General features: G+C 74.4%; 25 protein-coding genes. 11 read left to right on the top strand and 14 right to left on the bottom strand.

What is annotated here, in order from left to right:
* Window positions 1–12 precede the first annotated feature (12 nt).
* Entirely contained in the window at window positions 13–789 is a 777-nt protein-coding gene (locus tag GCU56_RS08260) for a DUF6542 domain-containing protein (protein WP_163481026.1), read from the top strand.
* Window positions 790–1,116: 327 nt separating this feature from the next.
* Here the strand turns inward: GCU56_RS08260 and GCU56_RS08255 are convergent, their stop codons facing one another.
* Window positions 1,117–2,088, bottom strand: a complete 972-nt coding sequence (locus tag GCU56_RS08255) for a 4-hydroxy-3-methylbut-2-enyl diphosphate reductase (RefSeq protein ID WP_163481025.1) — start codon at window positions 2,086–2,088, stop codon at window positions 1,117–1,119.
* A gap of 139 nt (window positions 2,089–2,227) precedes the next feature.
* On the opposite strand from GCU56_RS08255, the gene GCU56_RS08250 reads away from it, so the two are divergent.
* The 3 genes from GCU56_RS08250 (at window position 2,228) to GCU56_RS08240 (ending at window position 5,131) form a co-directional block, all read left to right on the top strand.
* A complete protein-coding gene (locus tag GCU56_RS08250; RefSeq protein ID WP_163481024.1) occupies window positions 2,228–3,589 on the top strand; it encodes a hypothetical protein in 1,362 nt (453 codons plus the stop codon).
* 100 nt (window positions 3,590–3,689) lie between these two features.
* Window positions 3,690–4,910 carry an exodeoxyribonuclease VII large subunit gene (gene xseA / locus GCU56_RS08245; protein WP_163481023.1) on the top strand — a complete coding sequence of 407 codons (1,221 nt, stop codon included), beginning with the start codon at window positions 3,690–3,692 and terminating at the stop codon, window positions 4,908–4,910.
* Window positions 4,907–5,131, top strand: coding sequence for an exodeoxyribonuclease VII small subunit (locus GCU56_RS08240; protein ID WP_163481022.1), 225 nt, complete (start codon window positions 4,907–4,909; stop codon window positions 5,129–5,131). Before xseA ends, GCU56_RS08240 begins: the two co-directional genes overlap by 4 nt.
* A 6-nt stretch (window positions 5,132–5,137) precedes the next feature.
* On the opposite strand, the gene GCU56_RS08235 is transcribed toward GCU56_RS08240, so the two are convergent.
* Window positions 5,138–5,422 (bottom strand): hypothetical protein, encoded by a 285-nt coding sequence (locus tag GCU56_RS08235; protein ID WP_163481021.1) that lies wholly within the window; start codon window positions 5,420–5,422, stop codon window positions 5,138–5,140.
* 155 nt (window positions 5,423–5,577) lie between these two features.
* A complete protein-coding gene (locus GCU56_RS08230; protein WP_163481020.1) occupies window positions 5,578–6,183 on the bottom strand; it encodes a DUF4245 domain-containing protein in 606 nt (201 codons plus the stop codon).
* A gap of 112 nt (window positions 6,184–6,295) precedes the next feature.
* On the opposite strand from GCU56_RS08230, the gene glpX reads away from it, so the two are divergent.
* Complete coding sequence (glpX, locus tag GCU56_RS08225) at window positions 6,296–7,351, top strand: class II fructose-bisphosphatase (protein WP_345771723.1); 1,056 nt, start codon at window positions 6,296–6,298, stop codon at window positions 7,349–7,351.
* Here the strand turns inward: glpX and GCU56_RS08220 are convergent.
* Window positions 7,344–8,018, bottom strand: coding sequence for a DUF1707 domain-containing protein (locus GCU56_RS08220; RefSeq protein ID WP_345771722.1), 675 nt, complete (start codon window positions 8,016–8,018; stop codon window positions 7,344–7,346). The two genes, glpX and GCU56_RS08220, sit on opposite strands and share 8 nt — an antisense overlap.
* A gap of 80 nt (window positions 8,019–8,098) precedes the next feature.
* Window positions 8,099–9,388, bottom strand: a complete 1,290-nt coding sequence (locus GCU56_RS08215) for a hypothetical protein (protein WP_163480785.1) — start codon at window positions 9,386–9,388, stop codon at window positions 8,099–8,101.
* 169 nt (window positions 9,389–9,557) lie between these two features.
* On the opposite strand from GCU56_RS08215, the gene GCU56_RS08210 reads away from it, so the two are divergent.
* The 4 genes from GCU56_RS08210 (at window position 9,558) to GCU56_RS08195 (ending at window position 14,963) form a co-directional block, all read left to right on the top strand.
* Entirely contained in the window at window positions 9,558–10,988 is a 1,431-nt protein-coding gene (locus GCU56_RS08210; RefSeq protein ID WP_163481019.1) for a class II fumarate hydratase, read from the top strand.
* 100 nt (window positions 10,989–11,088) lie between these two features.
* Entirely contained in the window at window positions 11,089–12,405 is a 1,317-nt protein-coding gene (locus tag GCU56_RS08205) for a citrate synthase (protein ID WP_163481018.1), read from the top strand.
* 161 nt (window positions 12,406–12,566) lie between these two features.
* Window positions 12,567–12,812: a hypothetical protein gene (locus GCU56_RS08200; protein WP_163481017.1), complete on the top strand. Its 246-nt coding sequence runs from the start codon at window positions 12,567–12,569 to the stop codon at window positions 12,810–12,812.
* Window positions 12,813–12,923: 111 nt separating this feature from the next.
* Window positions 12,924–14,963, top strand: a complete 2,040-nt coding sequence (locus GCU56_RS08195; RefSeq protein ID WP_345771721.1) for an NlpC/P60 family protein — start codon at window positions 12,924–12,926, stop codon at window positions 14,961–14,963.
* Window positions 14,964–15,057: 94 nt separating this feature from the next.
* Here the strand turns inward: GCU56_RS08195 and GCU56_RS08190 are convergent, their stop codons facing one another.
* The 9 genes from GCU56_RS08190 to GCU56_RS08150 all read right to left on the bottom strand — a co-directional run bounded on the left by GCU56_RS08190 (window position 15,058) and on the right by GCU56_RS08150 (window position 21,794).
* On the bottom strand, window positions 15,058–15,816 hold the full coding sequence (locus GCU56_RS08190; RefSeq protein ID WP_163481016.1) for a hypothetical protein: 759 nt from the start codon (window positions 15,814–15,816) through the stop codon (window positions 15,058–15,060).
* Window positions 15,813–16,157, bottom strand: coding sequence for a hypothetical protein (locus GCU56_RS08185; RefSeq protein ID WP_345771720.1), 345 nt, complete (start codon window positions 16,155–16,157; stop codon window positions 15,813–15,815). Before GCU56_RS08185 ends, GCU56_RS08190 begins: the two co-directional genes overlap by 4 nt.
* A 138-nt stretch (window positions 16,158–16,295) precedes the next feature.
* A complete protein-coding gene (locus GCU56_RS08180) occupies window positions 16,296–17,399 on the bottom strand; it encodes a flagellar biosynthesis protein FliA (RefSeq protein ID WP_345771719.1) in 1,104 nt (367 codons plus the stop codon).
* A 155-nt stretch (window positions 17,400–17,554) separates the two neighbouring features.
* Complete coding sequence (locus GCU56_RS08175; protein ID WP_163481015.1) at window positions 17,555–18,019, bottom strand: hypothetical protein; 465 nt, start codon at window positions 18,017–18,019, stop codon at window positions 17,555–17,557.
* A 201-nt stretch (window positions 18,020–18,220) separates the two neighbouring features.
* On the bottom strand, window positions 18,221–18,502 hold the full coding sequence (gene csrA / locus GCU56_RS25485; protein ID WP_163481014.1) for a carbon storage regulator CsrA: 282 nt from the start codon (window positions 18,500–18,502) through the stop codon (window positions 18,221–18,223).
* 83 nt (window positions 18,503–18,585) lie between these two features.
* Complete coding sequence (gene fliW / locus GCU56_RS08165; RefSeq protein WP_163481013.1) at window positions 18,586–18,990, bottom strand: flagellar assembly protein FliW; 405 nt, start codon at window positions 18,988–18,990, stop codon at window positions 18,586–18,588.
* Window positions 18,987–19,871: a flagellar hook-associated protein FlgL gene (gene flgL, locus GCU56_RS08160; RefSeq protein ID WP_163481012.1), complete on the bottom strand. Its 885-nt coding sequence runs from the start codon at window positions 19,869–19,871 to the stop codon at window positions 18,987–18,989. The genes fliW and flgL overlap by 4 nt, the downstream gene beginning before the upstream one ends.
* Window positions 19,872–19,875: 4 nt before the next feature.
* The gene (gene flgK / locus GCU56_RS08155) at window positions 19,876–21,300 is read right to left on the bottom strand and encodes a flagellar hook-associated protein FlgK (protein ID WP_163481011.1); all 1,425 of its coding nucleotides are present in this window, start codon (window positions 21,298–21,300) and stop codon (window positions 19,876–19,878) included.
* Window positions 21,297–21,794, bottom strand: coding sequence for a flagellar protein FlgN (locus GCU56_RS08150; RefSeq protein WP_163481010.1), 498 nt, complete (start codon window positions 21,792–21,794; stop codon window positions 21,297–21,299). Before GCU56_RS08150 ends, flgK begins: the two co-directional genes overlap by 4 nt.
* Before the next feature lie 242 nt (window positions 21,795–22,036).
* On the opposite strand from GCU56_RS08150, the gene GCU56_RS08145 reads away from it, so the two are divergent.
* Both GCU56_RS08145 and GCU56_RS24540 read left to right on the top strand, forming a co-directional pair.
* Window positions 22,037–22,885: a sigma-70 family RNA polymerase sigma factor gene (locus GCU56_RS08145; protein ID WP_345771718.1), complete on the top strand. Its 849-nt coding sequence runs from the start codon at window positions 22,037–22,039 to the stop codon at window positions 22,883–22,885.
* Window positions 22,886–23,017: 132 nt separating this feature from the next.
* Window positions 23,018–24,175, top strand: coding sequence for a flagellin N-terminal helical domain-containing protein (locus tag GCU56_RS24540; RefSeq protein WP_163481008.1), 1,158 nt, complete (start codon window positions 23,018–23,020; stop codon window positions 24,173–24,175).
* The last annotated feature ends 128 nt before the right edge of the window (window positions 24,176–24,303 follow it).

Raw genomic sequence — 24,303 nt, 5'->3', positions numbered from 1 at the left:
GGGAGGTACGCCATGGCCACGGCCCGCACAGCCGACACCTGGCGCGAATCCGGTGGACGCGGCGAGCGACGCGCCGCCCCGCGGATGCCCCACCCCGACGCGGAGGACCACGTGGCCCGGGTGCCCCGCCCGCCGCTGCCGCCGCGCCCGGCCGCGCGGATGGCGTCCACCGACCTGCCGCCCCTGCCCGAGCACCTGGCCCGGCTGGCCCGCAGCCGCGGCGTGGACCCCACCCCGTCGCCGGCCTCCCGGAACGAGGACCGCCGTCCGCCGCGGCCCGGTCGTCCGGCACAGCCGAGCCGTCCGGTGCAGTCGGCCCGCCCCCTCGAGCACAGCCGCCCCGTCGAGCGTCCCCGCGCCGACCGGGAGGACCTCCCGCCGCGCGGTCGCCGCCCGGCGGAGCCCCGCGCGACCCGCCGGCCGGTCCCGGTCCCCGAGCGCGGCGGCCGCCTGCGCGGCGCCGTCGCCGTGGTGGTCGTCTTCCTCGCCTGCCTCGCCGGCGCGGCCGTCGACTCCTTCTTCGGCTCCGGCCCGGGCCTGGTCACCCTGGTCGCCCTGACCGCCGCCACGGCCCTGGCCACGCTGGCGGTCCGTCGCCGCGACCTGGTCACGATGGTCGTCGCGCCGCCTCTGGTCTACATCGCTGCCGCGGCCGTGAGCACCGCGGTCTTCTCGACGGCAAGCCTCGCCGCGATGGCCACCCTGCTGGTCCGCGGCTTCCCGACCATGGCGATCGCCACCGCCGTCGCCCTCGTCCTCGCGCTGATCCGCTGGGCCGCCCGCCGCTGAGCCGCGGGTGCGGTCCGCCGGCCGGCGGGTCTCCTGCCCGGGTGGCCGCGATGTGCTCGGCCGTGTGGACGTGGTGCCGGAAGCGGGTCACCCACCCGGCGTCGTCGAAGGTCCAGAGGCGAGGACCCGGCCACCCCGGCGGGACCGGTGCACGGCGCGAGGTGCACGCCTCGTGGAGGCGGTGTGGTCGGTCGCGCTGGGCGCCGGGTCGGCCCTGGCAGCCGGGCTGGTCATGGCGTCCCCTCCGGGTCGTCGGACGACACGGAACCGCATCGTCGCGCGACCCAGGGGGGCGGCGAGGGTCCTGGGACCCGCCGGAGACCGTCGTCAGGCGGGCCCGGCCGCCGGCTCGGCACGGCGCACCCGGAGCTCGTGCGGCAGCGCGAAGACCAGCCGCTCCTCCGCGGCCTTGACCGTCTCGACGTCGGCGTAGCCGCGCTCCGCCAGCAGGTCGAGCACCTCGCTGACCAGGATCTCCGGCACCGAGGCGCCGCTGGTCACACCGACGGTGGACACGCCGTCCAGCCAGGCGGGGTCGATCTCCGACGCGAAGTCCACCAGGTGCGCCGCGCGGGCGCCGGCCTCCAGGGCCACCTCGACCAGCCGGACCGAGTTCGACGAGTTGGTCGAGCCGACGACGACCACCAGGTCGCACTCCCCGGCCATCTGCTTGACCGCCTGCTGGCGGTTCTGGGTGGCATAGCAGATGTCGTCGCTGGGCGGGGACTGCAGACCGGGGAAGCGCTCGGTGAGCCGGTCGACGGTCGAGAGCGTCTCGTCGACGGACAGCGTGGTCTGCGACAGCCAGACGACCTTCTCCGGGTCCCGGACCTGGACGTTCGCGATGTCGTCGGCGCCGTCGACGAGCTGGATGTGGGCGGGGGCCTCTCCGGCGGTGCCCTCGACCTCCTCGTGCCCGCGGTGGCCGATGAGCAGGATGTCGTAGTCGTCCTTGGCGAACCGCTTGGCCTCCTGGTGCACCTTGCTCACCAGCGGGCAGGTGGCGTCGATGGTCCGCAACTGCCGGTCGGCGGCCTCCTGGTGCACCGCCGGGGAGACGCCGTGGGCGCTGAAGACGACGACCGACCCCTCCGGCACCTCGGACGTCTCGTCGACGAACACCGCGCCCCGCCGCTCCAGCGTGGCCACCACGTGCTTGTTGTGGACGATCTGCTTGCGGACGTACACCGGGGCACCGTGGATCTCCAGGGCCCGCTCGACCGCGACCACCGCCCGGTCCACGCCGGCGCAGTAGCCCCGGGGATCGGCCAGCAGGACGCGTCCGCGCTGATCAGCCATACCCGCCATGGTAGGTGGGCGACGCCGCCCGGCCCGCTGCACGACGGTGTGATCGCCCACCACGCTCCCGTGTGGCCCGCGGGGGTGGAACTGCACACATCGCGTGTCGGGCCGCGGGTTGTGGGGCACGCTGTGGCGCATGGCCCGAGAGATCCCTGAAGTCGTCCGCGCCGCCGCCGGGCTGGCCGCCACCGTCCTCGACGAGGCCCGCCGCCTCCCCGAGACGCTGCCGGGCCTGCCCGTCCGCGTGATCGGTCTGGCCATGCAGGCCACGATGAAGCTCCAGCAGCAGTACTCCGGCCTGGTCGCCCGCGGCGACGAGCTCTTCACCGGGCTGCGGGGTGCGGACGAACCCGGCATGGCGACGTTCGACGAGGACCTCCCGGCCGCCCCGACCGGCAACGGCGTGCACACCTCCGCCTTCGACCGGGCCGCCGAGGCCGTGCCGGACGAGGGCCCCACCGACGCGGAGATCGACGCCGAGGTCGCCCTGCTCGTCGACGACGAGGTCTCCGGCCTGCCGCCCGAGCCGGCGCCGGAGGAGGTCGTCGAGGCACTCCAGGACATCAACGACCAGGTGGCCGCCGCCGACCTCGACGCGGCACCGGTCGCCGGTCTCACCACCGAGGACGCGCTGGAGACCGCCCTGCTCGAGGCGGACGGCGCTCCGGACGCCGCACTCGTCGACGGCGGCGCAGCCGACGGCGGCCTGGTCGACCCCGAGCTGATCGCCGAGAGCCCGACCACCCCGCCGGACGCCGTCACCGGGGACGCCGCCCCCACGACCGAGGCACCCGCGCCGAGTGACCCGGGCGGCTCGCCCGTGGGCGAGGAGGCGGGCAGCCCCGACGTCGGCACCACCGGGGACGCCCCGACCGTGCCGGAGCCGGCCGCGGACCTGACCGCGGACGTGGCCACCGAGGTCGACGTCCTCACCGCCGACGGCCAGATCGAGACGGTCGAGGCCACGGTCACCGACGAGGGCGTCGCCGCGCCGGAGTCCGCCGACGAGCCCCAGCCGCCGACGGCGGACGCGGCCGCCGATCAGGTGCTGGCCACCGACGAGGGGGGCACCCCGGTCGCCGCGGCCACCGGCGGCGGCGAGTCGGGCGGCGTCGACGTCCCCACCACCGACGGCGGCATCTCGACCGTGGAGGCCACGGTCACCGACGAGGGCGTCGCGGCTCCCGAGTCCGGCGCCGGGGGCGAGTCGCCGACGGCAGACGCGAGCCCCGCGGCGGAGGGCGCCGGGAGCCCGGACGAGTCCGCCGCCGGCGGTGGCGACGCCGGGGCCGCCCCGGTCGACGGCTACGACGGCTTCACCGTCGCCCAGCTGCGCGGCCGGCTGCGGGGCTACCAGCACGCGACGGTGCGGGACCTGCTGGACTACGAGCAGGCCACCCGTGCCCGCGCCCCGTACCTCACGATGCTGCGCAACCGGCTCGAGAAGCTGGACCAGCAGGCAGCCGACGCCAGCCCGCTGGCCCCCCGCGGCGCCTGAGAGAGGGCCCCCCTGCCCGCGCCCTCGGCGCGGGCTGGGGGGTCGCGCCGTCCGGGACGGGCCACGAGGGGTGTCCGCGCCGTCTGACACCCTCGGGGTCATGACCGCGCCGTCCACGCCCGAAGCGCCGTGGCCGGTGCGCACCGTGGCGCGCAAGGTCGCCGAGTGGATCGGCCGGCTGGGTGAGGTGTGGGTCGAGGGGCAGGTCGCCCAGCTGTCCCGGCGCGGCGCGGCCACGGTCTTCCTGACCCTCCGCGACCCGGCCGCCGACCTCTCCGTCCCGGTGACCTGCTCCCGGGACGTCGCCGACCGGCCCGGCCTGGAGCTGACCGAGGGCGCCCGGGTGATCGTGCGGGCCCGGCCGGACTACTACATCGCCCGCGGGTCCTTCTCGCTGCGCGCGACCGAGATCCGTGCCGTGGGACTGGGCGAGCTCCTGGCCCGCATCGAGCGGATCCGCCGGCTGCTGGCCGCCGAGGGCCTGTTCGACGCCGCCCGCAAGCGCCCGCTGCCGTTCGCCCCCGCCGTCGTCGGGGTGGTCACCGGCCGGGACAGCGCCGCCGAGCGGGACGTGCTGGTCACCGCGCGCCGCCGCTGGCCCGCGGTGCGCTTCGCCGTCCACCACAGCCTGGTCCAGGGGACGTCGGCGGCCGCCTCGGTCATCGACGGCCTGCGCCGCCTGGACGCCGACCCCACCGTCGAGGTGATCGTCGTGGCCCGCGGCGGCGGCTCGGTGGAGGACCTGCTGCCGTTCTCCGACGAGGGGCTGGTGCGGGCCATCGCCGCCTGCCGGACGCCGGTGGTCACCGCCGTCGGGCACGAGACCGACACCACGCTGGTCGACCACGTGGCCGACGTCCGCGCGGCGACCCCGACCGACGCCGCGCACCGCGTGGTCCCCGAGATCGGCGAGCAACGGGCGCTGGTCGACGGCCTGCGCGCCCGTGCCCGGCACCTGGTGACCGCCCGGCTCGAGCAGCAGGTGCGCTGGCTGGAGAGCGTGCGCACCCGGCCGGTGCTGGCCTCCCCGGACCGGCTGCTGCACGGTCGCGTGGAGGACGTCGAGCAGCTGCGCACCCGGGCCCGCCGCACCCTCACCCACCGGGTGGAGGGTGCCGAGCGGGACCTCGAGCACGCCCGCGCGCGGGTCGCCGCCCTCTCCCCCGCCGCGACGCTGGAGCGGGGCTACGCGGTCGTGCAGCGGGCGGACGGCGCCCTCGTCCGCGACCCGGCCGAGGTCGGGGACGACGAGCAGCTGTCGGTGCGGGTCGCGGGCGGCCGGCTGCCCGTGCGGGTCGACCGGCAGGATGGGACACCGTGACCACCGCGGAGCCCACCGAGCCGACGACCACCTACGAGCAGGCCCGCGAGGAGCTGGCCGACGTGGTCCGGCGGCTGGAGGCCGGCGGGCTGACCCTCGAGGAGTCGCTCACCCTGTGGGAGCGGGGCGAGGCGCTGGCCGAGCTGTGCCAGCACTGGCTCGACCGCGCCCGCGAGCGGCTGGCCGCCGCCGCCCCGGCCGAGGGTCCCGGCCGGGGCTGACGAGGTTCAGGCCGACAGCCGCAGCTCGCTCCCGGTACTGAGGACCAGGCCGGCCGTGGTGAGGGCGGCCAGCAGCCGGTCGGCCCGCTGGCTGAGCAGCCCGGAGGCCACCGCGTCCAGGCCGTCGGACCCCTCGTCCAGGCACCGCGCGAGCAGGGCCAGCACCTCGGCCGGCGGCTGGGCTGCGGCCCGCCGGGCAGCGGGGATCCGGGTGACCATGCCGCACGCGCAAGACCCGCCGGTCTTGGGGGCACGGTGGTCGCCGCCGGGGCACGTACCGCGTTCGAACATCGTGAGCTCCTCGATGAGCCTGGCCCCTACGACGTCCGTGATGGGCCGGGACACAAGAGTCACTCCAGTCACACGAGTCACACGCCACGACCCGCCGCAGCTACATCGAGTCGTGATCTGTGACACACAGTCTCAACATCCTGCCGACGTCCCCGTCAGGGCACCGGGGGCACGGCGGCGGCCACGGTCTCCAGTTCGGCGTCCGCGGCCGAGCCCGTGACCAGCACGGTCACCCCGTCGACGGCCCGCCACAGGACGGTCTCGCCGCGTGCGGTGGTGGCGCGACTCCAGCTCTGCCCGCCCAGGTCGCGCGTGTCCTCCTCCTGGACGCCGCCGAGGACGCCGGTGACCGCGTCGGCGCGGTCGTCGTCGCTGACCACGAAGCCGGCGAACTCCTGCTCCGGTGTGAGGTAGCCCAGCTCGAGCGTCACCGGGTCCCCGGTGTCGGCCTCCCCGGCGTCGGTGCGCGCGCTGGTCACCCGGTAGTCCGCCGGCAGTCCCGCGGGGACCACCAGGGGGTAGGCGGCGCGTGCCGCGGCCAGGTCGACGGTCGTGGACGGATCGACCTCGCGGACCGGCTCCACGGCCGACTGCCGGAAGGCGACCCAGGCGACGAGGAGCAGGCAGATGACCACCAGCGGCACCAGCGAGCGGATCATGTTCGCCGCGCTCATCCGGTTGGCCCGCTCCACCGCCGGTGAGGGCGGCGTGGTCTGCGCGTCCTGGGGAGGCCGCTGGCTCGTCGGGCCGACTCCGGTCATCCCCCTAGGATGACAGGACCGCGCTCCCGCCTCGCCGCCCATGGCCCCGTCCCGGGCCCCGCCCTGAGCTCGCGAAGGGTGGGGAGGACGGGGCCTGTCCCCAGGAGGTCCCGTGTCCCTGCCGCTGCCCGAAGGCCCGACCCGCAGCGGGAGCACCTTCCGCGCCGACCGCCCCGCTCCCGACCGCAACCTGGCCATGGAGCTGGTGCGGGTCACCGAGGCGGCGGCCATGGCCGCCGGTCGATGGGTCGGCCGAGGGGACAAGAACGGTGGGGACGGCGCCGCGGTCGACGCGATGCGGGCGCTGATCGGCACGGTGAGCATGAAGGGCGTCGTCGTCATCGGCGAGGGCGAGAAGGACGAGGCGCCGATGCTCTACAACGGCGAGGAGGTCGGTGACGGGCACGGTCCGGAGTGCGACGTCGCGGTCGACCCGATCGACGGCACCACGCTCATGGCCAAGGGGATGCCCAACGCGATCGCGGTGATGGCCGTCGCCGACCGCGGCGCCATGTACGACCCCTCGGCCGTGTTCTACATGGAGAAGCTGGCCACCGGTCCGGCCGCGGCCGACGTCGTCGACATCACCGTCCCGGTCGCGGAGAACATCCGCCGGGTGGCGAAGGCCAAGCACTGCTCCGTGGAGGACGTCACCGTCTGCATCCTCGACCGACCCCGGCACGAGCAGCTGGTGGACGAGGTCCGCGAGGCGGGAGCCCGCATCCGGTTCATCACCGACGGCGACGTCGCCGGCGCGATCGCGGCCGCCCGCGAGGGCACCGGCGTGGACCTGCTGCTGGGCATCGGCGGGACCCCGGAGGGGATCATCGCGGCGTGCGCGCTCAAGTGCATGGGCGGAGCGCTGCAGGGCCGGCTGTGGCCCAAGGACGACGAGGAGCGGCAGAAGGCCCTCGACGCCGGGCACGACCTCGACCGGGTGCTGCACATCGACGACCTGGTCCGTGGCGACGTCTTCTTCGTGGCCACCGGGATCACCGACGGCGAACTGCTGCGCGGTGTGCAGTACCGCGCCGGCGGCTGCACCACCCAGTCGCTGGTCATGCGCTCGCGATCGGGCACGATCCGGTCGATCGACAGCCTGCACTCCCTGCAGAAGCTGCGCGCCTACTCCGCGGTGGCCTTCGACCGCTCCGACGAGCTCAGCTGAGCGACGGCGGCGGGGCGGGCGGCGGGACCGGGGGCACCGGCGGGGCGGGCGGGGGCAGCGGCCGCTGGGCCAGGCGGTCCATGATCGCCCGCCACCGGCTGGCCGACTCGCCAGGCGCGAGGCTGCGCAGCCGGAGGTCGCCGAACACCGTCCGCGCCCGCACGACGACCAGGGGCGTGCCGGCCACCCGCGGCACGGGCGCCAGCTTGGTCTTCTTGTCGCCGAACACCGTCCAGCCCGACAGCTCGGCGTCGACCCCCTCGGCGACGATCACGTCGATGTCGCCGAACACCGCACCCAGCTCCAGCTCGATCCGGTCGGCGTCGGTGCGCAGCGCACGCAGGTCCAGCCGGACGTCGCCGAAGACCGTCGACACCCGGCGGGGCACGGCTGCCGTGCCCTCGATGCGGACGTCGCCGAACACCGAGTTCAGCGCCTCCGGCATCCGCTGACCGACGATCTCCACCGGCGGCGGAGCGTCGGCGGGCAGGTCGGCCACGAGCGCGTCGAGCTCGGCGCGGGTGACCGCCGCGTAGGCCGCCTCCACCCGCTCACCGAACTCGTTCAGGTCGATCCGACCCTCGGCGAGCGCCTTCTGCAGGCGGGTCACGAGGACCTCGCGGTCGGCGTCGGAGGCGCGCACGGCGGGTGGCAGGTCGGCGTCCACGGGCCCGACCGTAGCCGAGCCGCCGGCCGCCGGAGCCGGGCCGGCGACGGCGCCGCCGTCCCGGCCGGGGCCGTCGCCCCTCAGTCGTCGTAGCGCTGCGTGCAGGAGTCGATCGGCTCGTTGCGGCCGCCGCAGGTGGCGCCGTACTCGGCGAACTCCTCCAGCGCCGGGTCGGCGAGCGCGGCCAGCTGGAGCAGGTCGCAGAAGGCCACCACCCCCCGCTCGCACTCGCCGGCCACGGCCCGCACGTCCGGCTCGCCTCCCCCGGGCGCCGGCTGCCCCGGCGGCAGGTCGGCGGGCACCCCACCGGCGTCGCCGCCGCTCCCGCCGCCGGTGTAGCGGTCCGCGCAGGTGCCGAAGACCGGCTCGTTGCGGCCGCCGCACGTCTCGCCGTAGGCCTCGTACTCCGATCCGACGTCGCTGTCGAAGTAGAGGGAGTCGCAGGCGGCCCAGTCCGCGGCGAAGCAACCCTCGACCAGGGCGTCGAGCTCCGGGTCGTCGCCCAGAGTGCCCGGAGGCCGGCCCGCCGGCACGTCCTGCGGCCCGCCCGGCGGCGAGGACGAGGACGAGGTGGACGACGAGGGAGCAGACGAGGACGTCGAGGAGGAGGAGGAGGAGGACGAGGCCGACGACGAGGAGGTGGCGGTGTCCGTCGTGGTCGACGCCGGGTCGGGGTCGCCATCGCCCCGGAGCAGGAAGAACGAGCCGGCGGCGATGGCGGCCACGACCACGACCGCCGCCACCACGATGGCGATCACGCGGTTGCGACCACCGCTGCCGCCGGGGCCGCCGCGCCCCTGACCGCCCGGCCCGCCAGGCGGTCCGTACCCGGCCTGCCCGTACCCGGGAGGTCCGTACCCGGCCTGCCCGTACCCGGGAGGTCCGTACCCGGGAGGTCCGTACCCGGGAGGTCCGTACCCGGGCTGCCCCCACGGCGGCTGCCCCTGCTGCGGGGCCTGCCCGTACTGCGGCGTCGCCCCGTACTGCGGGGACGCCCCGTACTGCGGCGCCCCGTACTGGGACGGCTGACCGTGAGGAGGCGGCGCCCCGTACTGCGGCGGCGGACCCTGGGGTGGCTGCGGGCCGGAGGGGGGCTGACCGTAGGGGGGCTGCTGACCGAACTGCGGCTGGTCGAACTGCGCGGTCTCCTGCCGGTCCTGCCCTGCGGGAGGTGGCAGGGACCCGCCGGGTCGGATCTCCCGCGTCGTGCCGCCGGGCTGCCCCAGCACCTGCGTCTCGTCGTCCGGCCGCGCGAGCTGCTGGGTCGGCTCGTCGCCGTCCGGATCGCGCTTGCTCAGCCAGGCCGGCAGACGCGGCTGGTCGCCCGTGGGGTCCGGGCCACCCTGCGGCGGGTCGGGCGGCTGCGACATCGGTCCGGGCTCCTCGGGTGCGGGTGGCGGCGGTCGGGATGCTAGAGGCCCCCTGCTGCGCGGGACAGGACGGCGGCCGCCCTCCGGCGCGGTCCCGGGCGCGTCCTGCCGGGGATCTAGGGTCGGCCCCGGAGAACTGTGACCACACACCACACACGGGAGCTGCAGCATGCCCGCCGACAACACGGCCCCTCAGGACGGCGCAGCGCAGGACGGCGCTGAGTACCGCGTCGAGCACGACTCCATGGGCGAGGTGCGGGTCCCCGCCTGGGCGAAGTGGCGGGCGCAGACGCAGCGCGCCGTCGAGAACTTCCCGATCTCGGGGACCCCCATCGAACGGGAGCTGATCGGCGCGCTGGCCGCCATCAAGGGGGCGGCCGCCGCGGTCAACGCCTCCCTGGGTGTGCTCCCGCAGGAGGTCGCCGACGCCATCGTCACCACCGCGGCTGCCGTCGCCCGTGGCGAGTGGGACGACCACTTCCCCATCGACGTCTTCCAGACCGGCTCGGGGACGTCGAGCAACATGAACACCAACGAGGTCATCGCCACCCTCGCCACCGAGGCGCTGGGCAGCCCGGTCCACCCCAACGACCACGTCAACGCCTCGCAGTCGTCCAACGACGTCTTCCCCTCGGCGATCCACGTGGCCGCGACCGGCGCCATCGTCCGCGACCTGATCCCGGCGCTGCAGCACCTGGAGCTGTCGCTCTCGCGCAAGGCGGACGAGTTCGCCGAGGTGGTCAAGAGCGGGCGCACGCACCTGATGGACGCCACCCCGGTCACCCTCGGCCAGGAGTTCGGCGGCTACGCGGCCGCCATCCGGTACGGCGTCGAGCGGCTGCGCGCCTCGCTGCCCCGGATCGGCGAGCTGCCCCTGGGCGGCACCGCTGTCGGCACCGGCATCAACACCCCGCCCGGGTTCGCCGCCGCCATCATCGAGCGGCTGGCCGGCGAGCTGGACCTCCCGCTCACCGAGGCCCGCGACCACTTCGAGGCGCAGAGCTCCCGCGACTCGCTCGTCGAGGCCTCCGGGCAGCTGCGCACCATCGCCGTCGGCCTGGTGAAGATCGCCAACGACCTGCGCTGGATGGGCTCGGGCCCGCGGACCGGACTCGGCGAGATCTTCCTGCCCGACCTGCAGCCGGGCAGCTCGATCATGCCGGGCAAGGTGAACCCGGTGATCCCCGAGGCGACGATCCAGGTGGCCGCCCAGGTCATCGGCAACGACGCCGCGGTCGCCTTCGCCGGCACGACCGGCAACTTCGAGCTCAACGTGACCCTGCCGCTGATGGCCCGCAACGTGCTCGAGTCGATCCGGCTGCTGTCCAACGTCAGCCGGATCCTGGCCGACCGGACCGTCGACGGCATCACCGCCAACGTCGAGCGCTGCCGAGAGCTGGCCGAGTCCTCGCCGTCCATCGTGACGCCGCTGAACAAGTACATCGGCTACGAGGAGGCGGCCAAGGTGGCCAAGCAGTCGCTGGCCGAGCAGAAGACGATCCGTCAGGTCGTGGTGGAGCGCGGCTACGTCGAGCAGGGCAAGCTCACCGAGGCCCAGCTCGACGAGGCGCTCGACGTCCTCTCCATGACCCACCCCTGAGGACGGGCCCCGTCCTCCGACGCTGAGGGCGGGGCCCCCGACGGGGTCGGACGCCGGGGCCCTGTGCGGCGTCCCGACGTCGTGAGTAGCGTCCGTACCGATGAGCGAGACAGCGAGCGCACCCGCGGCCGGCAACCCCGACGTCGCCCTGCGCTACCCCGGTGGAGAACTGCCCCTGCGCGTCGTACCGGCCACGGAGGGGTCCGACGGCCTGGACACGGGCAAGTTGTTGTCGACGACCGGTCAGGTCGCGCTCGACATCGGCTTCGTGAACACCGCGTCGTGCACCTCGGAGATCACCTACATCGACGGTGACGCCGGGATCCTGCGCTACCGCGGCTACCCGATCGACCAGCTCGCCGGCAAGGCCAGCTTCGTCGAGGTCAGCTACCTGCTGATCTACGGCGAGCTGCCGACGGCCGACCAGCTGGCCGAGTTCGACCAGCGGATCCGCCGGCACACGCTGCTGCACGAGGACCTCAAGCAGTTCTTCAAGGGGTTCCCGCGCGACGCGCACCCGATGCCGGTCCTGTCCTCGGCGGTCAGCGCCCTGTCGACCTTCTACCAGGACTCGCTGGACCCCTTCGACCAGGAGCAGGTGGAGATCTCGACGCTGCGCCTGCTGGCCAAGCTGCCGACGATCGCGGCCTACGCCTACAAGAAGTCGGTCGGCCAGCCGTTCCTCTACCCGGACAACTCCCTCGGGCTGGTCGAGAACTTCCTCCGGATGACCTTCGGGCTGCCGGCCGAGCCGTACGAGGTCGACCCCGAGCTCGCCGCGGCGCTGGACATGCTGTTCGTCCTGCACGCCGACCACGAGCAGAACTGCTCGACCTCCACCGTGCGGCTGGTCGGCTCCTCGCACGCGAACCTCTTCGCCTCGGTCTCGGCCGGGATCAACGCGCTGTTCGGCCCGCTGCACGGCGGCGCCAACCAGTCCGTCCTGGAGATGCTCGAGGCGATCCAGCGCGACGGCGGCGACATCGACCGCTTCGTGGCCCGCGTCAAGGACAAGGAGCCGGGGGTGAAGCTCATGGGCTTCGGCCACCGGGTCTACAAGAACTACGACCCGCGTGCGGCGATCGTGAAGTCCACCGCCGACACCGTGCTCGACAAGCTGGGCGGCAACAACCAGCTCCTCGACCTGGCCCGCCAGCTCGAGGAGGTCGCGCTCTCCGACGACTACTTCGTCCAGCGCAAGCTCTACCCGAACGTCGACTTCTACACCGGGCTGATCTACCGGGCGATGGGCTTCCCGACCCGGATGTTCACGGTGCTCTTCGCCCTCGGCCGCCTGCCGGGCTGGATCGCGCAGTGGCGCGAGATGATCGCCGACCCGTCCACCAAGATCGGCCGGCCGCGGCAGGTCTACACCGGCGCCACCGAGCGGGCGTTCGTGCCGATCGCCGACCGCTGAGAGAGGACCCCGCTGCCCCCATCGCTCGCCAGCTCGCGGCGGGACCTGCAGCGGGGACACGGCGATGCTCCCCGCGGCGTCCGACGCGGACGACGGGACCTGGGCGTTTCCGGCAGCATGCACGCCGGGACCGCCGACGCCACCGCCCGGGAAGGAGCCGCATGGCCGAGTCCTCCACCGCCGGGGATGCCCTCGTCCTCCCGCCGCTGCCGCTGGCGACCGGCCGGGTGGTGCGGGTCGCGGGCGCCGACCGTCGCGTGGCGCGGGTCGAGCTGGTCGTCTCCACCGAGGACGGCGGTGAGCTCCGCATCCCGCTCGAGCACCGTCACGGTGCGTGGTGGCCGCCGGCGGCCGACACGTACGCCGATCGGGTGCCACCTGTGGATCACCCTCCCCCGGAGGGGTGACCCCGCCCCCGGAACCCCTCCGCTGGCCTCCCGGGCCCGTCGATACGACGGCACGAGCTCCGCTGCACCTGCGGAGCCGGCCGCGTAGGACGAGACCGCCGGGGGACCGCAGTGCCTGCACCACGCACGCCCGGTCCCCGGCCGGGCCGGCCCCGCCCCGCGGACGCGCGCGGCGCCACGCCCGATGCCGCCCTGCTCGCCTCGGCCCGCGAAGCCGCCGCCCGCCGCACCGGCGCCCGCCCGTCCTCGGCGGGCCGACCGTCCACCCGGACCTCCCCCGCCGGGACGGCGCGGTCCCGCCCCCCGCTCACCCCCGCGCAGGCGAAGGCGCTCGAGGCCGCCCTCGCCGCCCGGACCGCCGGCTCCACGACCGGCCGCCCCGCCCGCCGCCCGGCCCCGGGCCGGCGCGGTCGCCCCACGGCGGGCAAGCCCGCCCGGACGTCGCGCAGGAAGCCCGGCTCCCGCCGCACCGAGCCCGGCACCGGGACCCGGCGCTGGCGGCTGCGGCTGTCGCTGGCGGCGCTCGGTCTCGCCCTGCCCGTGCTGGCCGGCCTGGTGTTCCCGGGCACGCAGGCGACCGGCACCGCCGCCGAGCCGACCGGCACACCGGACCTCGCCCTCACCGCCCACAGCAGGATGACCGACGGCGCCGCCCGCTACCGCTCCCTCGAGCAGGACCTCGCTGCCCGGCGGGCCGAGCTGGCCAGCGCCCAGGAGGCCGAGCGGGCCGCCCGGGCGCGGGTCGCCGCCGAGCGGGCCGCCGTGGGCGCCCGGGCGGCCGCCCTCTACCGCTCCACACCCGAGAGCCGCCATCCGCTGCTCACGCTGGACCTGGACGACCCGGCAGCGGCCCCCGACGTGCTGCACGAGTCGTCGGTGGCCGAGCGGGCCGACCGCGACCTGGAGCGCACCGTCGTCCGGGCCGGGCGGGCCGGGACCGATCTCGAGCTCGCCGTCCACCGGGTCGCCACCGCGCAGGCCGCCGTCGCCGCGATCGAGGCGCAGGCCGCCGGCGTCCTCGCGGACCTCCGCGCGGAGGCCGGCGGGCTGCCCGCGGACGTCGCCGCCCGGCTCACCACGGTCGGCGCCGTCCCGGTCCCCGCCCAGGAGGGCGCCCAGCAGGCGCTGCGCCGCTGGCAGGACCTCCTCGGCACACTGGCCGCGGCCGGCATCCGGCCGCCGTCGGCGGCGTCCCTCGCCGATCCGGCGGCCCTGCCCCCGGGCTTCTCCCCCGCGCTGGACGGCGAAGGCCAGCCGGTCCCCGGCGTGGCATGGTCCGTCGCCGGCAACCGGCCGGTCACCGTGCTGCCCGCGGAGACCGTGGCCGCGGTGAGCAGCGCGCTGGCCCAGGTCGGCAAGCCCTACGTCCCCGGCGGCGTCGGGCCCGACGCCTACGACTGCGGCGGGCTGGCGGCCGGCGCCTGGCTGCTGGCCGGCCACGCGGTGCCGACCTCGGCCGCCGACCAGTGGCGGACGGGGTCCGCCGTCCCCCTGAGCCAGCTGCAGATCGGCGACCTGGTGTTCGCCGACGGCGGGTCGGACGTGGGCATCTACCTCGGCGAGGGGCAGGTCGTCGGCGCGTCGGCGGCCACCTACCAGGTCGGCGTCCGCCCCCTGTCGGACGTCACCGGGGCGGTGCGGGTCACCCTGGCGGCCGCGGCGCAGCCCAACGCCGCACTCCCGGCCGGCACCTCGGGCCGCAGCGCCTGCGGTGCCGTGCCGCCGCCACCGGGTCCGGTGAGCCCGGCCTGGGGCGGCTGGACCAACGGGGGCATCCCGGCGCCCGCGCTGTGCTCGATCGCCCGCGGGCACGCCCTGCGGTGCGATGCCGCGGCCGGCTACGCGGCGCTGGCCGAGGCGTTCACGGCCGCCTTCGAGCGCCCGCTGTGCATCACCGACTCCTACCGCTCGCTGGCCGCCCAGGTGACCGCGTTCCGGACCAAGCCGGCCCTGGCCGCCGTCCCCGGCACCTCGAACCACGGCTGGGCGCTGGCGATCGACCTGTGCGGCGGCGTCAACGTGGCGGGGACGCCGCAGTCGGCGTGGATGGCGGCCAACGCGGGCCGGTTCGGGTTCGTCCAGCCGGACTGGGCGCGACCCGGCGGCGAGAAGCCGGAGCCGTGGCACTGGGAGTTCGGCCACCTAGCCTGAGAGAGGCCCCCCGGAAGGACCCCACCCCCCTCACCTCTCGCAGGCCCGCGGCGAGCCTGGGCCACGGCAGGGCGTGGAGCCCGGGACGGGGTCTTCAGGTCCAGCGCAGCTGGGACAGCTGACGCCAGGGCAGCCGGAGGCACGCCTCGCCGGTCTCCCCGGCCAGCCGCGCGGCGACGCCCGCGTCGGCGCAGGCGACCGCCGAGCGGGGGGTCACCACGACGTGCGGGTCGGCCATCCGCAGGCCGGCCGCGGCGATCCGGGCGAGCAGCCGCTCGGGGCTGGCGAGCACCGCGGAGGCGAGCAGTGGCAGCTCCGGATGCGACCAGAGCGCCACCGGCCCCTCGACGCGCAGCTCACCGGCGACGCTCTCGGCGCGGCCGAGCGCCGCCGTCCGGACGGCGTGCACGGCGCGCCCGTCCGCAGCGGCCGACGGGCGCCACGGCAGCGCGGCCGGACCCCGGCGGACGACGATCCGCCAGCCGACCGCTGACTGGCTGCGATCGGTCCAGTCGAGGACCGCGATGCCGGTCGCCGCCGCCGCCGCATCGGGGACGGGGCGGGCCTGGACCCAGGCGGTCAGCGCCGCGGCCAGCGCCTCGGGCGTCGCGCCGACCCGGGCGTCGGTCATGTCCTCGGCGAGGTCGCGCAGCGGCGTCCGGGCCCGCCGCTCGCCCTCCTCGACGACGAGGACCGGGCCATCCGCCCGGTCGTCGGTCACGCCGAGGACCAGTCCCTCCGTGGCCAGCGCGGGGAGCACCCGGTCGGCCACCCGGCGCAGGTCGGCCGCGGTGACGGGCACGGGTCGCAGCCGCTGCAGGAGCCCGGCGCCACCGAACCGCCCCGCGGTCACGGCCGCCCTCCGACCAGCCGCCCGCGCAGCGGGTCCGGCGTCGTCGGCAGGGCGAGCACGCTCGCGAGCTCGCGGGCGGACAGCCGCACGGGCAGGACGTCGGCACTCCACCCGGTGACCCGCCGGACGCGGGCCGCCGACGCCGGCCACACCGCGTCGCGGGCGGCCGCGACGTGCAGTTCGGTGAGCACGTCGGCCAGGTGGACGGCGGCGACGGGATGCAGGTCGGGGTCCTCCAGCGCGGCACGGACGACGTGGGCCAGCAGCGCACGGTCGGTCTCGGCCAGCCAGTGCGGCACCAGGACGTCGGGCATCGGCTCCCCCGCGGCGAGCGCGCTCACCGGGCGGTATCCCGGGGCGGCGCCGCCGGCACGGGCCCGCTGTCGCGGTGGGCCCCCGTGCAGTCGGTCACGCTGGAGATATCGGCAGGCCGGGGCCCCGATGGACCCGGATCGGCGGCATTTCGGCGCGGAACCCGGTCAGTCCGCGAGCTCCTCCAGCCGCTGCTTGAGCACCTTCTCGACCCGGTCGGCGTGCACGTTCATGTTGCGCACCGAGGTCCCCAGGTCGGCGGAGAGCTGGGTCTTGGTCCGGCCACCCCACGTGGTCAGGTACCACGTCGCCCAGCCCAGCACGTTGGGCTGCCCGGCCCGCTGGTCCGGCCGTGCCGACGGATCGGGCGCGCACGCCGCGGTCAGGGCGTGCGAGAGGAGGGTCTGCTCCGCCTCGCCCATGATCTCGTCGGGGGCCTCGCTGGTGTCGGGCAGCATGATCTCGGTGGCGTCGGGGCCGCCGTCCAGCGACTGCAGGTTGCGCAGCCCGTTCAGCGTCGCGACCGTCTGCGAGTTGCGCCGCAGCGTCGCCACGGTCTGGCCCATGTAGGCGGCCAGCTCCTTCTCGCTGGGGCGACGCTGGTGCTCGGTCAGGAACGCCGCGATCGCCTTCTGCTGCTTGTTCTCCGTGTCGGCCGCGGTGCGCCCGTGCGCGTTGCGCCCCAGGTCGTGGACCCACTTGGACAACTGGGTGGCCAGGAACGCGCCGAAGGGGACGCCCTTGGTCTCGTCGTACTGGCCGACCGCCTTGAGGATCCACTCGCTCACCTGCTGGGTGAGGTCGTCCGGGTCGGGCAGGTGCAGCCGGATCGTGCTCATGTTGCGCTGCAGCCGCTTCAGGCTGACCGGCAGGTAGTGGCGGCACAGCGCGTCCAGGTAGGCCGGCGGCAGGTCTCGCGGCGCGCGGCGCCGGACGTCGGCCTCGGCCCGCAGGCCCACGGTGCTGCACCCACGCCCTGCGCACCAGGCACGCACCCAGTCGGCCAGCACCTGACCCGAGCCACTGGCGCCGTCCACCCGGTAGAGGCCCTCGCCCTGGTCGTAGCTCACCGTGACGCCGTCGGGCAGGTCGCGACGGAACTCGTCGAGCGGGAGCTCGCGGTCCACCCGGAAGTGGACCCGGTCCCGGGCGGTGATGGGGGCGAGGACCCAGCCCTCGGTCTCGGGGAGGCCGCCGAACACCAGGGGTGCGCGGTCGCGGAGCTGGGCGGCGCGGTCGGCGGGGACGGTTGCGGACATACGGGTGTTCACCGGGACTCCTGAGCGACTGTGGGGAAGACAGCGGCGCCGTGCACGCCCCCGCCCGCGGACCTGCGGGCGGTGGGGCAGGGACTCGCGACAGGCAGCAGGTCCCCTGCAGGGGCCCGCCGTGCGCCTACGAGTGGTGGGGGGCAGGGGGTCCTTGCTCAGGCCAGGACGTGCTCGGCCGGGGAGGGCTGCCGGGGAGCCGGGACGACGTCGCCCGCGGAGCCGGGGACCAGTCGGGTCATCAGGTCGGCCGCGGCGGTGCGCTCGGCACCGCTGGGCTCCACCGCGTAGACCGGCATGTGGTCGTAGAGCGACGTGAACACGGCGCTCACGAACGCGTAGGCGGCCTGGGCCTGGGGCGAGAACCGGGCGACCGCATCGCGGGGGCCGAGCTCCACGCCGACGGTCACCCGGACCACGCGGTCGTCCTTGCTCAGTCCCGTGACGGCGAAGGACACCTCGGGGTGCTCGCCGGCCAGATCGGCCAGCGCGGCCAGGCACCGCCGGGTCGAGCCGCGCCGGGGCCGCAACTGCACGTGGACGACGACGGTGTCGGACTCGGTGCCGAGACCCGCGGTCGATGCGGCATCGATGCCGGACCCAGTGACTGCGTTCTGTTGCATGTTGATCGCCCCCTGTAATGCGCTTGGGGCAACTCTGGCGCATGAGGGGCGCGACATGGGCACAACACTCGATGTGCGATCCGCAGTTGTGCGGGCATCTCTTCGGCAGTTCTTGCCCGTGTCGATGGCCCGGTCGACCCCTCCCGTGCGGTCATCAGCAGATGTAGCCAACCGGGAGGGGTTCAGACCGGGCGTGTCCTGTCAGGTCGTCGCGTCCTCCGTGGCCGGGTCCTGGGCTGCGCCGGCGGAGGGCATCGAGGGCGGGGCGAAGGCAGCGAGCGCGCTCAGGGTGTCGGCGGTGACCTGGGCCGCCAGGAGGTTGGCCTCGGCGATCTGCCGGTAGACCTCCTCGCGGTGGATGGTCACCTCCCGGGGGGCCTTGAAGCCGAGACGGACGGTGCCGCCCCGGACCTCGACGACGTGCACCTCGATGTCGTCGCCGATGCGGATCGTCTCGCCGACGCTACGGGTGAGTGTGAGCATGGGTACCCCTCCATGGGTGTGGGTGGCCGTCCGTGGCGGTGCCCGCGGCGCGGGCGGAGGAGCGGCGGTGCCGCCCAGGTGTGTTATCGGCGCAGGGGACGCCGGATCTGATGCGAACTGTCGGTGAGGACCACCTGGACGGCACGCCAGTTCGCCGGGTTGACCACGATCGGGGCGCGCAGGTTGGCCGTCGCGGCGGACGGTCCCTCCGGTGGCACCGTCAGGAGGCAGTACAGCCGCATCTCCGTCGATTGCTCGAGTCCGAGCTCGCCGCACACGGTCGGCGGCAGCGTCGGCGCGTACTCCGGGAAGTACATGGCCGGGTCGATCGCGAGGAAGCGCGGGCCGTCGGCGTCCATCGACTGCAGCCAGAACAGCCGCCCGTCGCCATCGGCGGTGACCAGCACGTAGTCCCGGTGCCCGGGGAAGCCGGGCAGCGGCTCGGTCAGCGACAGCAACGGCAGGGTGGCAACGGCCGAGAGGGTCATCGCAGGAAGTCCACGAGCGTCGGCTGGAGCGCCTTGGCGGTCGCGGCGAGGGCAGCTTCGTAGCCGACCTTCTGCATCTCCAGGTCCATGATCGTCTTGGGCAGGTCGATGTTCTCGGTCTCGGCCAGCAGGCTGCTCAAGGACAGCGACAGGTCCGTGTTGATCTGCTGCGCGCCCTCGATCCGCTTCGACCGGGTACCGATGTCCGCCAGTGCGCCGAGCATCGTGTTCATCACCGCGTCCAGGGAGTTCAGGTGGTCGCTGAGCTTGTCCGGGTCGGTGACCACGTCACCCGCGATGGCACCGACGACGGCGAACAAGTCCTCGCCGTCAGCACTCACGAAGGCCTCAGGTCCGGTGATGTCGATGCGGATCTGCTCGACGTCCGACACCCGGCGGGTGATCGGGGGACCCGCCTGCCCGACGTATGTCCCGTCCGCGGCGTAGGCAGCCGTTCCCGGGGTCACCCCGCCGAAGATCGGCCGCCCCTGCACGTTGCGGTTGGCCAGCCCGACCAGCGCCTCCCGCAGCGAGGCTACCTCGGTGGCGATGGCCGACCGGCTGCTCTCCGACGACGACCCGGTGCTGGCGCCCTGGACGGTGAGGTCGCGGACCTTGCGGACCATGTCGAGCATGCCCTGGATCGTCGAGTCGCTGCTCTCCAACCACGACTTGGCATCGCTGATGTTGCGAGCCTGCTGCGCGGTGGCGGCCTGCTCGCTGCGGGTCTGCATGGCCCGGTTGGCACCCGTCGGGGAGTCCGACGGGTTGCTGATCAGCCGGCCGGAAGTCAGCTGCTGCTGCAGCCGGCCGACGGCGTCGAGATTGCGGTTGAGCCCCTGCAGACTGGTGAGCGCGACGGCGCGCTGGGTGATCCGCATCAGGTCAGCGCCCCACGACGCCGGTGCGGTTGATCAGCACGTCGAGCGCCTCGTCGATGGCGGTCACCATCCGCGCCGCGGCGCTGTAGGCGTGCTGGAACTGCAGCATGTTCGACATCTCCTCGTCGAGGTTGACCCCGGACACCGACTCCCGCGCCGCGTCGACCTGGGTGAGCACGACCGACTGGATGTCGAGGTTCCGCTTGCTGACCGCGCCTTGCACACCGAGGTCGACGATCATCCGCCGGTAGTCGGCGTCCGGCCCGGAAGGCCGGAGCCGCAGCTCGGAGAGGGCGTCGGCGTTGCCGCTGTCCAGGGCCGGCACGCCTGCCGTCGGCCCGACCGACGAGGCGGCGACCTTCAGCGGGTCGGTGATCTCGAGCCGGAGGTTGGCGGCGGTGATGGTCGTCGCGCCTCCCTTGGCGCCGAGCAGGTCCGTGCCCGGGTCTCCGTTGCGGTCGAAGCCCTTGCGGTGGGCGGTGTTCAGGGCGGACGCCAGGTCCTGCGCCAGCTGATCCAGCCGCGCCCGGTACTCCGGGACGACGGAGTTCAGCGCGGTGAGCTGACCGCCGGCCTGCCCCCCGGCGGGGATGGTGACGCCACCCGGTGTGGTGACGATGCGGGGCCGATCGGCGAAACCGGGGTTGCGCAGGTCGTCGGCGGCGAGCGTCCCCTGCACCTCCAGCGCGGTCGCCGTCGAGCCGGACACCAGGCTGATCCCGCCGACGACGACGTCCACGGCACCGTCGGCCCCCGGACGGGCAGTGGCGCCGACCTGTCCGGCGAGCTTCATCACCAGCACGTCGCGCCGGTCGGTCAGCTCGTTGACCGGCATCCCGGTCAGGCTGGCGCGCGCGATCGCGTGGTTGAGCTCGGCGATGGAGCGGCTCGAGCTGTTCACGTCCGAGACGAGGACCTCGATGTTGTCCCGGTTCTGGCCCCACTGGGCGACCAACGCCGCGTCCGCCGTGTTGATCCCCGCCACCAGGGTGGACGTGCGCTGCAGCACCTGGCTGCGCGCCGCCTCGTCCTTGGGGGCGTTGGCCACGTCACCCCAGCCGGACCACATGTCCGACAGCAGGCTCTGGATGCCGGTGTCGCCGGGCTCCCGGAAGGCCTGCTCGACCAGTCCCAGCGCCTCCGTCTCGGCCGTCAGACGGGCGTGGTTGCCGAGCTCCAGGTGCCCCCGCCCCTCGAGGAAGGAGTCACGGATGCGGATGACGTCCTCGACCTTCACCCCGCCACTGGTGGCCGGGCTCACTGAGTAGAACGCCGCGACGCCGGTGCCGCCCATGGCCCGCAGCTCGGCGCGCTGGCGGGAGTAGCCCTCGGTGTTGACGTTGGCGATGTTCTGCCCGGTCACGTCGAGCCCGCGACGCTGCGCCCAGAGCGCGGTGGTCGCCGTGTTGAGCGACCCGAAGGTGCTCACAGGGCACCGTCCAGCGTCACGGCGCGGGCGGACCGCTCGGTCGTCCGGCCGGTGGCGCCGTACGTGCCGGCGGTGGGTGCCTTGACCGACAGCAGGGCGTCGCCGATGGCGGCGAGGCCACCCTCGATCAGCTCGCGGTTGGCGTCGGAGAGGCTGCGGAGGTCGGTCACCAGGACCAGCAGCGCCTCGTGGTGCTTCGCGAAGAGGTCGTCCCATGGCGCCGGAGCGGCCTCGGCCAGCTTCCGCAGTGACGGATTGACACCCACACCCAGACCGGCGGCCAGCGCCTCGGTGGCCGCCGCCCGCTCCACCTCGAGGGTGCGCAGCTGGTCGAGGACGACCTCGATCTCGTGAGCGATGCGGGCCAGCCAGCGGGTCTTGCCCGTGACGATCAGGTACTGCTTCTCCTCCGCCTTGAACAGCAGCAGGTCCAGCAACTCCTGCTCCCGCCACAGCAACGTCGACAGGTGCTGGTAGTCGGTGCTGATGACCATGGCCCCCACCGTCCTTCCGTCGTCTCCCCACGGCCGGCATGGGTGCCGTCGGCGGGTTCTCAGGAGGTGGCTTCGGCACCTCGGCCAGGTCCCTCAAGCCGAGGGCCGGAGTTCGGCGAGATCATCCCGGCCGGGCGGTGCCGACCGGGGTCAGGTCCGCCGAGAAGGAGGACGTGAGAGCATCTGCCGCCTCGGCTCCTCCGTGGATCCCCGCCCCGCGGCCGCCGTCCCCTCCGCGGGACGTGGTGACCAGGGACGTCGACGCCCTCGTGACCGCGCACCTCCCGCTCGCCGCGTTCGCGGTCAACGCGGTGGCCTCTCGCATCGCGCTGCCCAGCCACGTCAGCCGCGACGACCTGCTCTCCTGCGCGCGGGTCGCGCTGGTCGAGGTGGCCCGGCGGTTCGACCCGTCGGCCGGCGCCTCCTTCGCCACGTATGCGCTCGCCCGGCTGCAGGGCGCCGTCCTCGACGAGCTGCGCTCCGGGGACTGGGCCAGCCGCAGCGTGCGGGCGGCCGCCCGGCGCACGGACGCCGCTGCGGACGCGCTCGCGATGTCGCTGGGCCGGCCGCCGACCCGCGAGGAGCTCGCCGCCAGCCTCGGGATCGCGCGCAGCGACCTGGAGAGCCTGCAGGTCGACGTGCACCGCGCCGTGATGGTGAGCATCGACGCCGAGTCCGGGCCCGACGGCGGCTCTCTCGACCTGCCCGACACCGGCGAGTCCCCCGAGCGCGCCGTGCTGCGCAACGAGCGGTCCCGGTACCTGCACGACGCCATCCGCGCGCTGCCCGACCGGCTGGACGAGGTCGTGGAGCGCAACTTCTTCGGCGGGGAGTCCCTCACCGACATCGCCGCCGACCTCGGCGTCACCCTCTCCCGCGTGTCCCAGATGCGGGCCCGCGCGCTGACCCTCCTGCACGCGGCGATGAGCGAGCTGTGGGAGGGGCAGGCGGTCCCCGCCGACGGCGGGGTGCGCGCCCGCAACCAGCAGCGTTCCTACGTCGACCGCGTGGCCGGGCGGAACGCCCCTCCCCTCCCCGCACAGCGCAGCGCGTGGGCCGGCGGTGCTCGGAGCGCCGCGCGACCCGCCTGAGTGAGACGGGACGGAGAAAATCCGGAACTCGCCTCAAGTCCCGGTTCACCCCAGCCGTAACAAGGGGTGCACGGCCCGCAGCACGGATGCAGCGGGAATCAGGAGAAAGACCCCATTCCAAGGAGGAACACCATGGGTCTGCGCATCAACCAGAACATCGCGGCGATGAACTCGTACCGCAACCTCTCGGCCACGGACACCCAGATGTCCAAGAGCCTGGAGAAGCTGTCGAGTGGTTTCCGCATCAACCGTGCCGCCGACGACGCGGCCGGTCTGGCGATCTCCGAGGGCCTGCGCTCGCAGGTCGGCGGGCTCAAGGTCGCTGTGCGCAACGCCCAGGACGGCATCTCCGTCGTCCAGACGGCGGAAGGCGCGCTGACCGAGGTGCACTCCATCCTCCAGCGCGTCCGTGACCTGGCCGTCCAGGCCGGTAACGACAGCAACAACACCGAGTCCCGGACCAACATCGCCACCGAGGCCACCAGCCTCGTCGCGGAGCTGGACCGCATCGGCAAGTCGACCAACTTCAACGGCATCAAGCTGCTGGACGGCACGGCCGGCACCCTGAAGTTCCAGGTCGGCGCGGACGGCAACGCGAACAGCAAGATCGACGTGGGTCTCACCACGTCGAACGTCGTTGCCATTGCCTCCTCGCTGTCGGTCGGTTCGGCTGGTGCCGAGATCGCGGTGGCGACCCCCACCGCGGTGACCGGCGCCCAGTCGTTCTCCGTCACCAACAGCGCCGGCAACACCAGCACGGTCAACGTCACCCTCGGCGCGGCTGGTGACTACGACACCGTTCAGGACGTCGCTGACGCCCTGAACAAGGACGCCGGCTTCAGCCAGTCGCTGAGCGCCACGGTGAACTCGGACAACGAGCTCGTCGTCCGCTCGCTGAGCGGTGGCACGGTCGTCGGTGGCGCCACCGCGGGCACGCACGGCGCGGCCGGTACCGGTCTCGCCGCTAGCACCGCCGGTGCCGCCGGGGCGCTGGACTTCAGCAGCCACGCCGGCGCTCAGGCGGCCGTGACGCTGCTCTCGACCAAGATCGAGGCCGTGTCGACCGCCCGCGCCAACCTGGGTGCGCTGCAGAACCGGTTCGAGCACACGATCAACAACCTGAACGTGTCGGTCGAGAACCTGTCCGCGTCGGAGTCGCGCATCCGCGACGCCGACATGGCCCAGGAGATGATGCAGTTCACCCGCAACCAGATCCTGTCGCAGGCCGGCACCGCGATGCTGGCCCAGGCCAACCAGGGTTCGCAGGGCGTCCTGCAGCTGCTCCGCTGATCCCCGCCAGGGACCAGCTGACGCAGTAGCACCACCGCACCACCCGGTGAGGGGGGAGGTCCTCGGACCTCCCCCCTCACTGGTACCTGCCCCATCCGCACCAGCAGCACCGAGCACCAGGAGGCCCC

Origin of the sequence: Geodermatophilus sabuli (assembly GCF_010686765.1) — a bacterium.
Classification (GTDB): domain Bacteria; phylum Actinomycetota; class Actinomycetes; order Mycobacteriales; family Geodermatophilaceae; genus Geodermatophilus; species Geodermatophilus sabuli_A.
This window is presented reverse-complemented; position numbering and strand designations above follow the sequence as displayed.

Bases quoted from the DNA above. Each gene is read 5' to 3' on its own strand.
- GCU56_RS24540 (WP_163481008.1), top strand. From the start codon at position 23,018: ATGGGTCTGCGCATCAACCAGAACATCGCGGCGATGAACTCGTACCGC.
- GCU56_RS08215 (WP_163480785.1), bottom strand. From the start codon at position 9,388: ATGTCGCAGCCGCCCGACCCGCCGCAGGGTGGCCCGGACCCCACGGGC.
- csrA (WP_163481014.1), bottom strand. From the start codon at position 18,502: ATGCTCACACTCACCCGTAGCGTCGGCGAGACGATCCGCATCGGCGAC.
- GCU56_RS08250 (WP_163481024.1), top strand. From the start codon at position 2,228: ATGGCCCGAGAGATCCCTGAAGTCGTCCGCGCCGCCGCCGGGCTGGCC.
- GCU56_RS08210 (WP_163481019.1), top strand. From the start codon at position 9,558: ATGCCCGCCGACAACACGGCCCCTCAGGACGGCGCAGCGCAGGACGGC.
- GCU56_RS08255 (WP_163481025.1), bottom strand. From the start codon at position 2,088: ATGGCTGATCAGCGCGGACGCGTCCTGCTGGCCGATCCCCGGGGCTAC.
- fliW (WP_163481013.1), bottom strand. From the start codon at position 18,990: ATGACCCTCTCGGCCGTTGCCACCCTGCCGTTGCTGTCGCTGACCGAG.
- GCU56_RS08205 (WP_163481018.1), top strand. From the start codon at position 11,089: ATGAGCGAGACAGCGAGCGCACCCGCGGCCGGCAACCCCGACGTCGCC.
- GCU56_RS08200 (WP_163481017.1), top strand. From the start codon at position 12,567: ATGGCCGAGTCCTCCACCGCCGGGGATGCCCTCGTCCTCCCGCCGCTG.
- GCU56_RS08150 (WP_163481010.1), bottom strand. From the start codon at position 21,794: ATGGTCATCAGCACCGACTACCAGCACCTGTCGACGTTGCTGTGGCGG.
- GCU56_RS08235 (WP_163481021.1), bottom strand. From the start codon at position 5,422: ATGTTCGAACGCGGTACGTGCCCCGGCGGCGACCACCGTGCCCCCAAG.
- GCU56_RS08175 (WP_163481015.1), bottom strand. From the start codon at position 18,019: ATGCAACAGAACGCAGTCACTGGGTCCGGCATCGATGCCGCATCGACC.
- GCU56_RS08230 (WP_163481020.1), bottom strand. From the start codon at position 6,183: ATGACCGGAGTCGGCCCGACGAGCCAGCGGCCTCCCCAGGACGCGCAG.
- GCU56_RS08260 (WP_163481026.1), top strand. From the start codon at position 13: ATGGCCACGGCCCGCACAGCCGACACCTGGCGCGAATCCGGTGGACGC.
- xseA (WP_163481023.1), top strand. From the start codon at position 3,690: ATGACCGCGCCGTCCACGCCCGAAGCGCCGTGGCCGGTGCGCACCGTG.
- flgL (WP_163481012.1), bottom strand. From the start codon at position 19,871: ATGCGGATCACCCAGCGCGCCGTCGCGCTCACCAGTCTGCAGGGGCTC.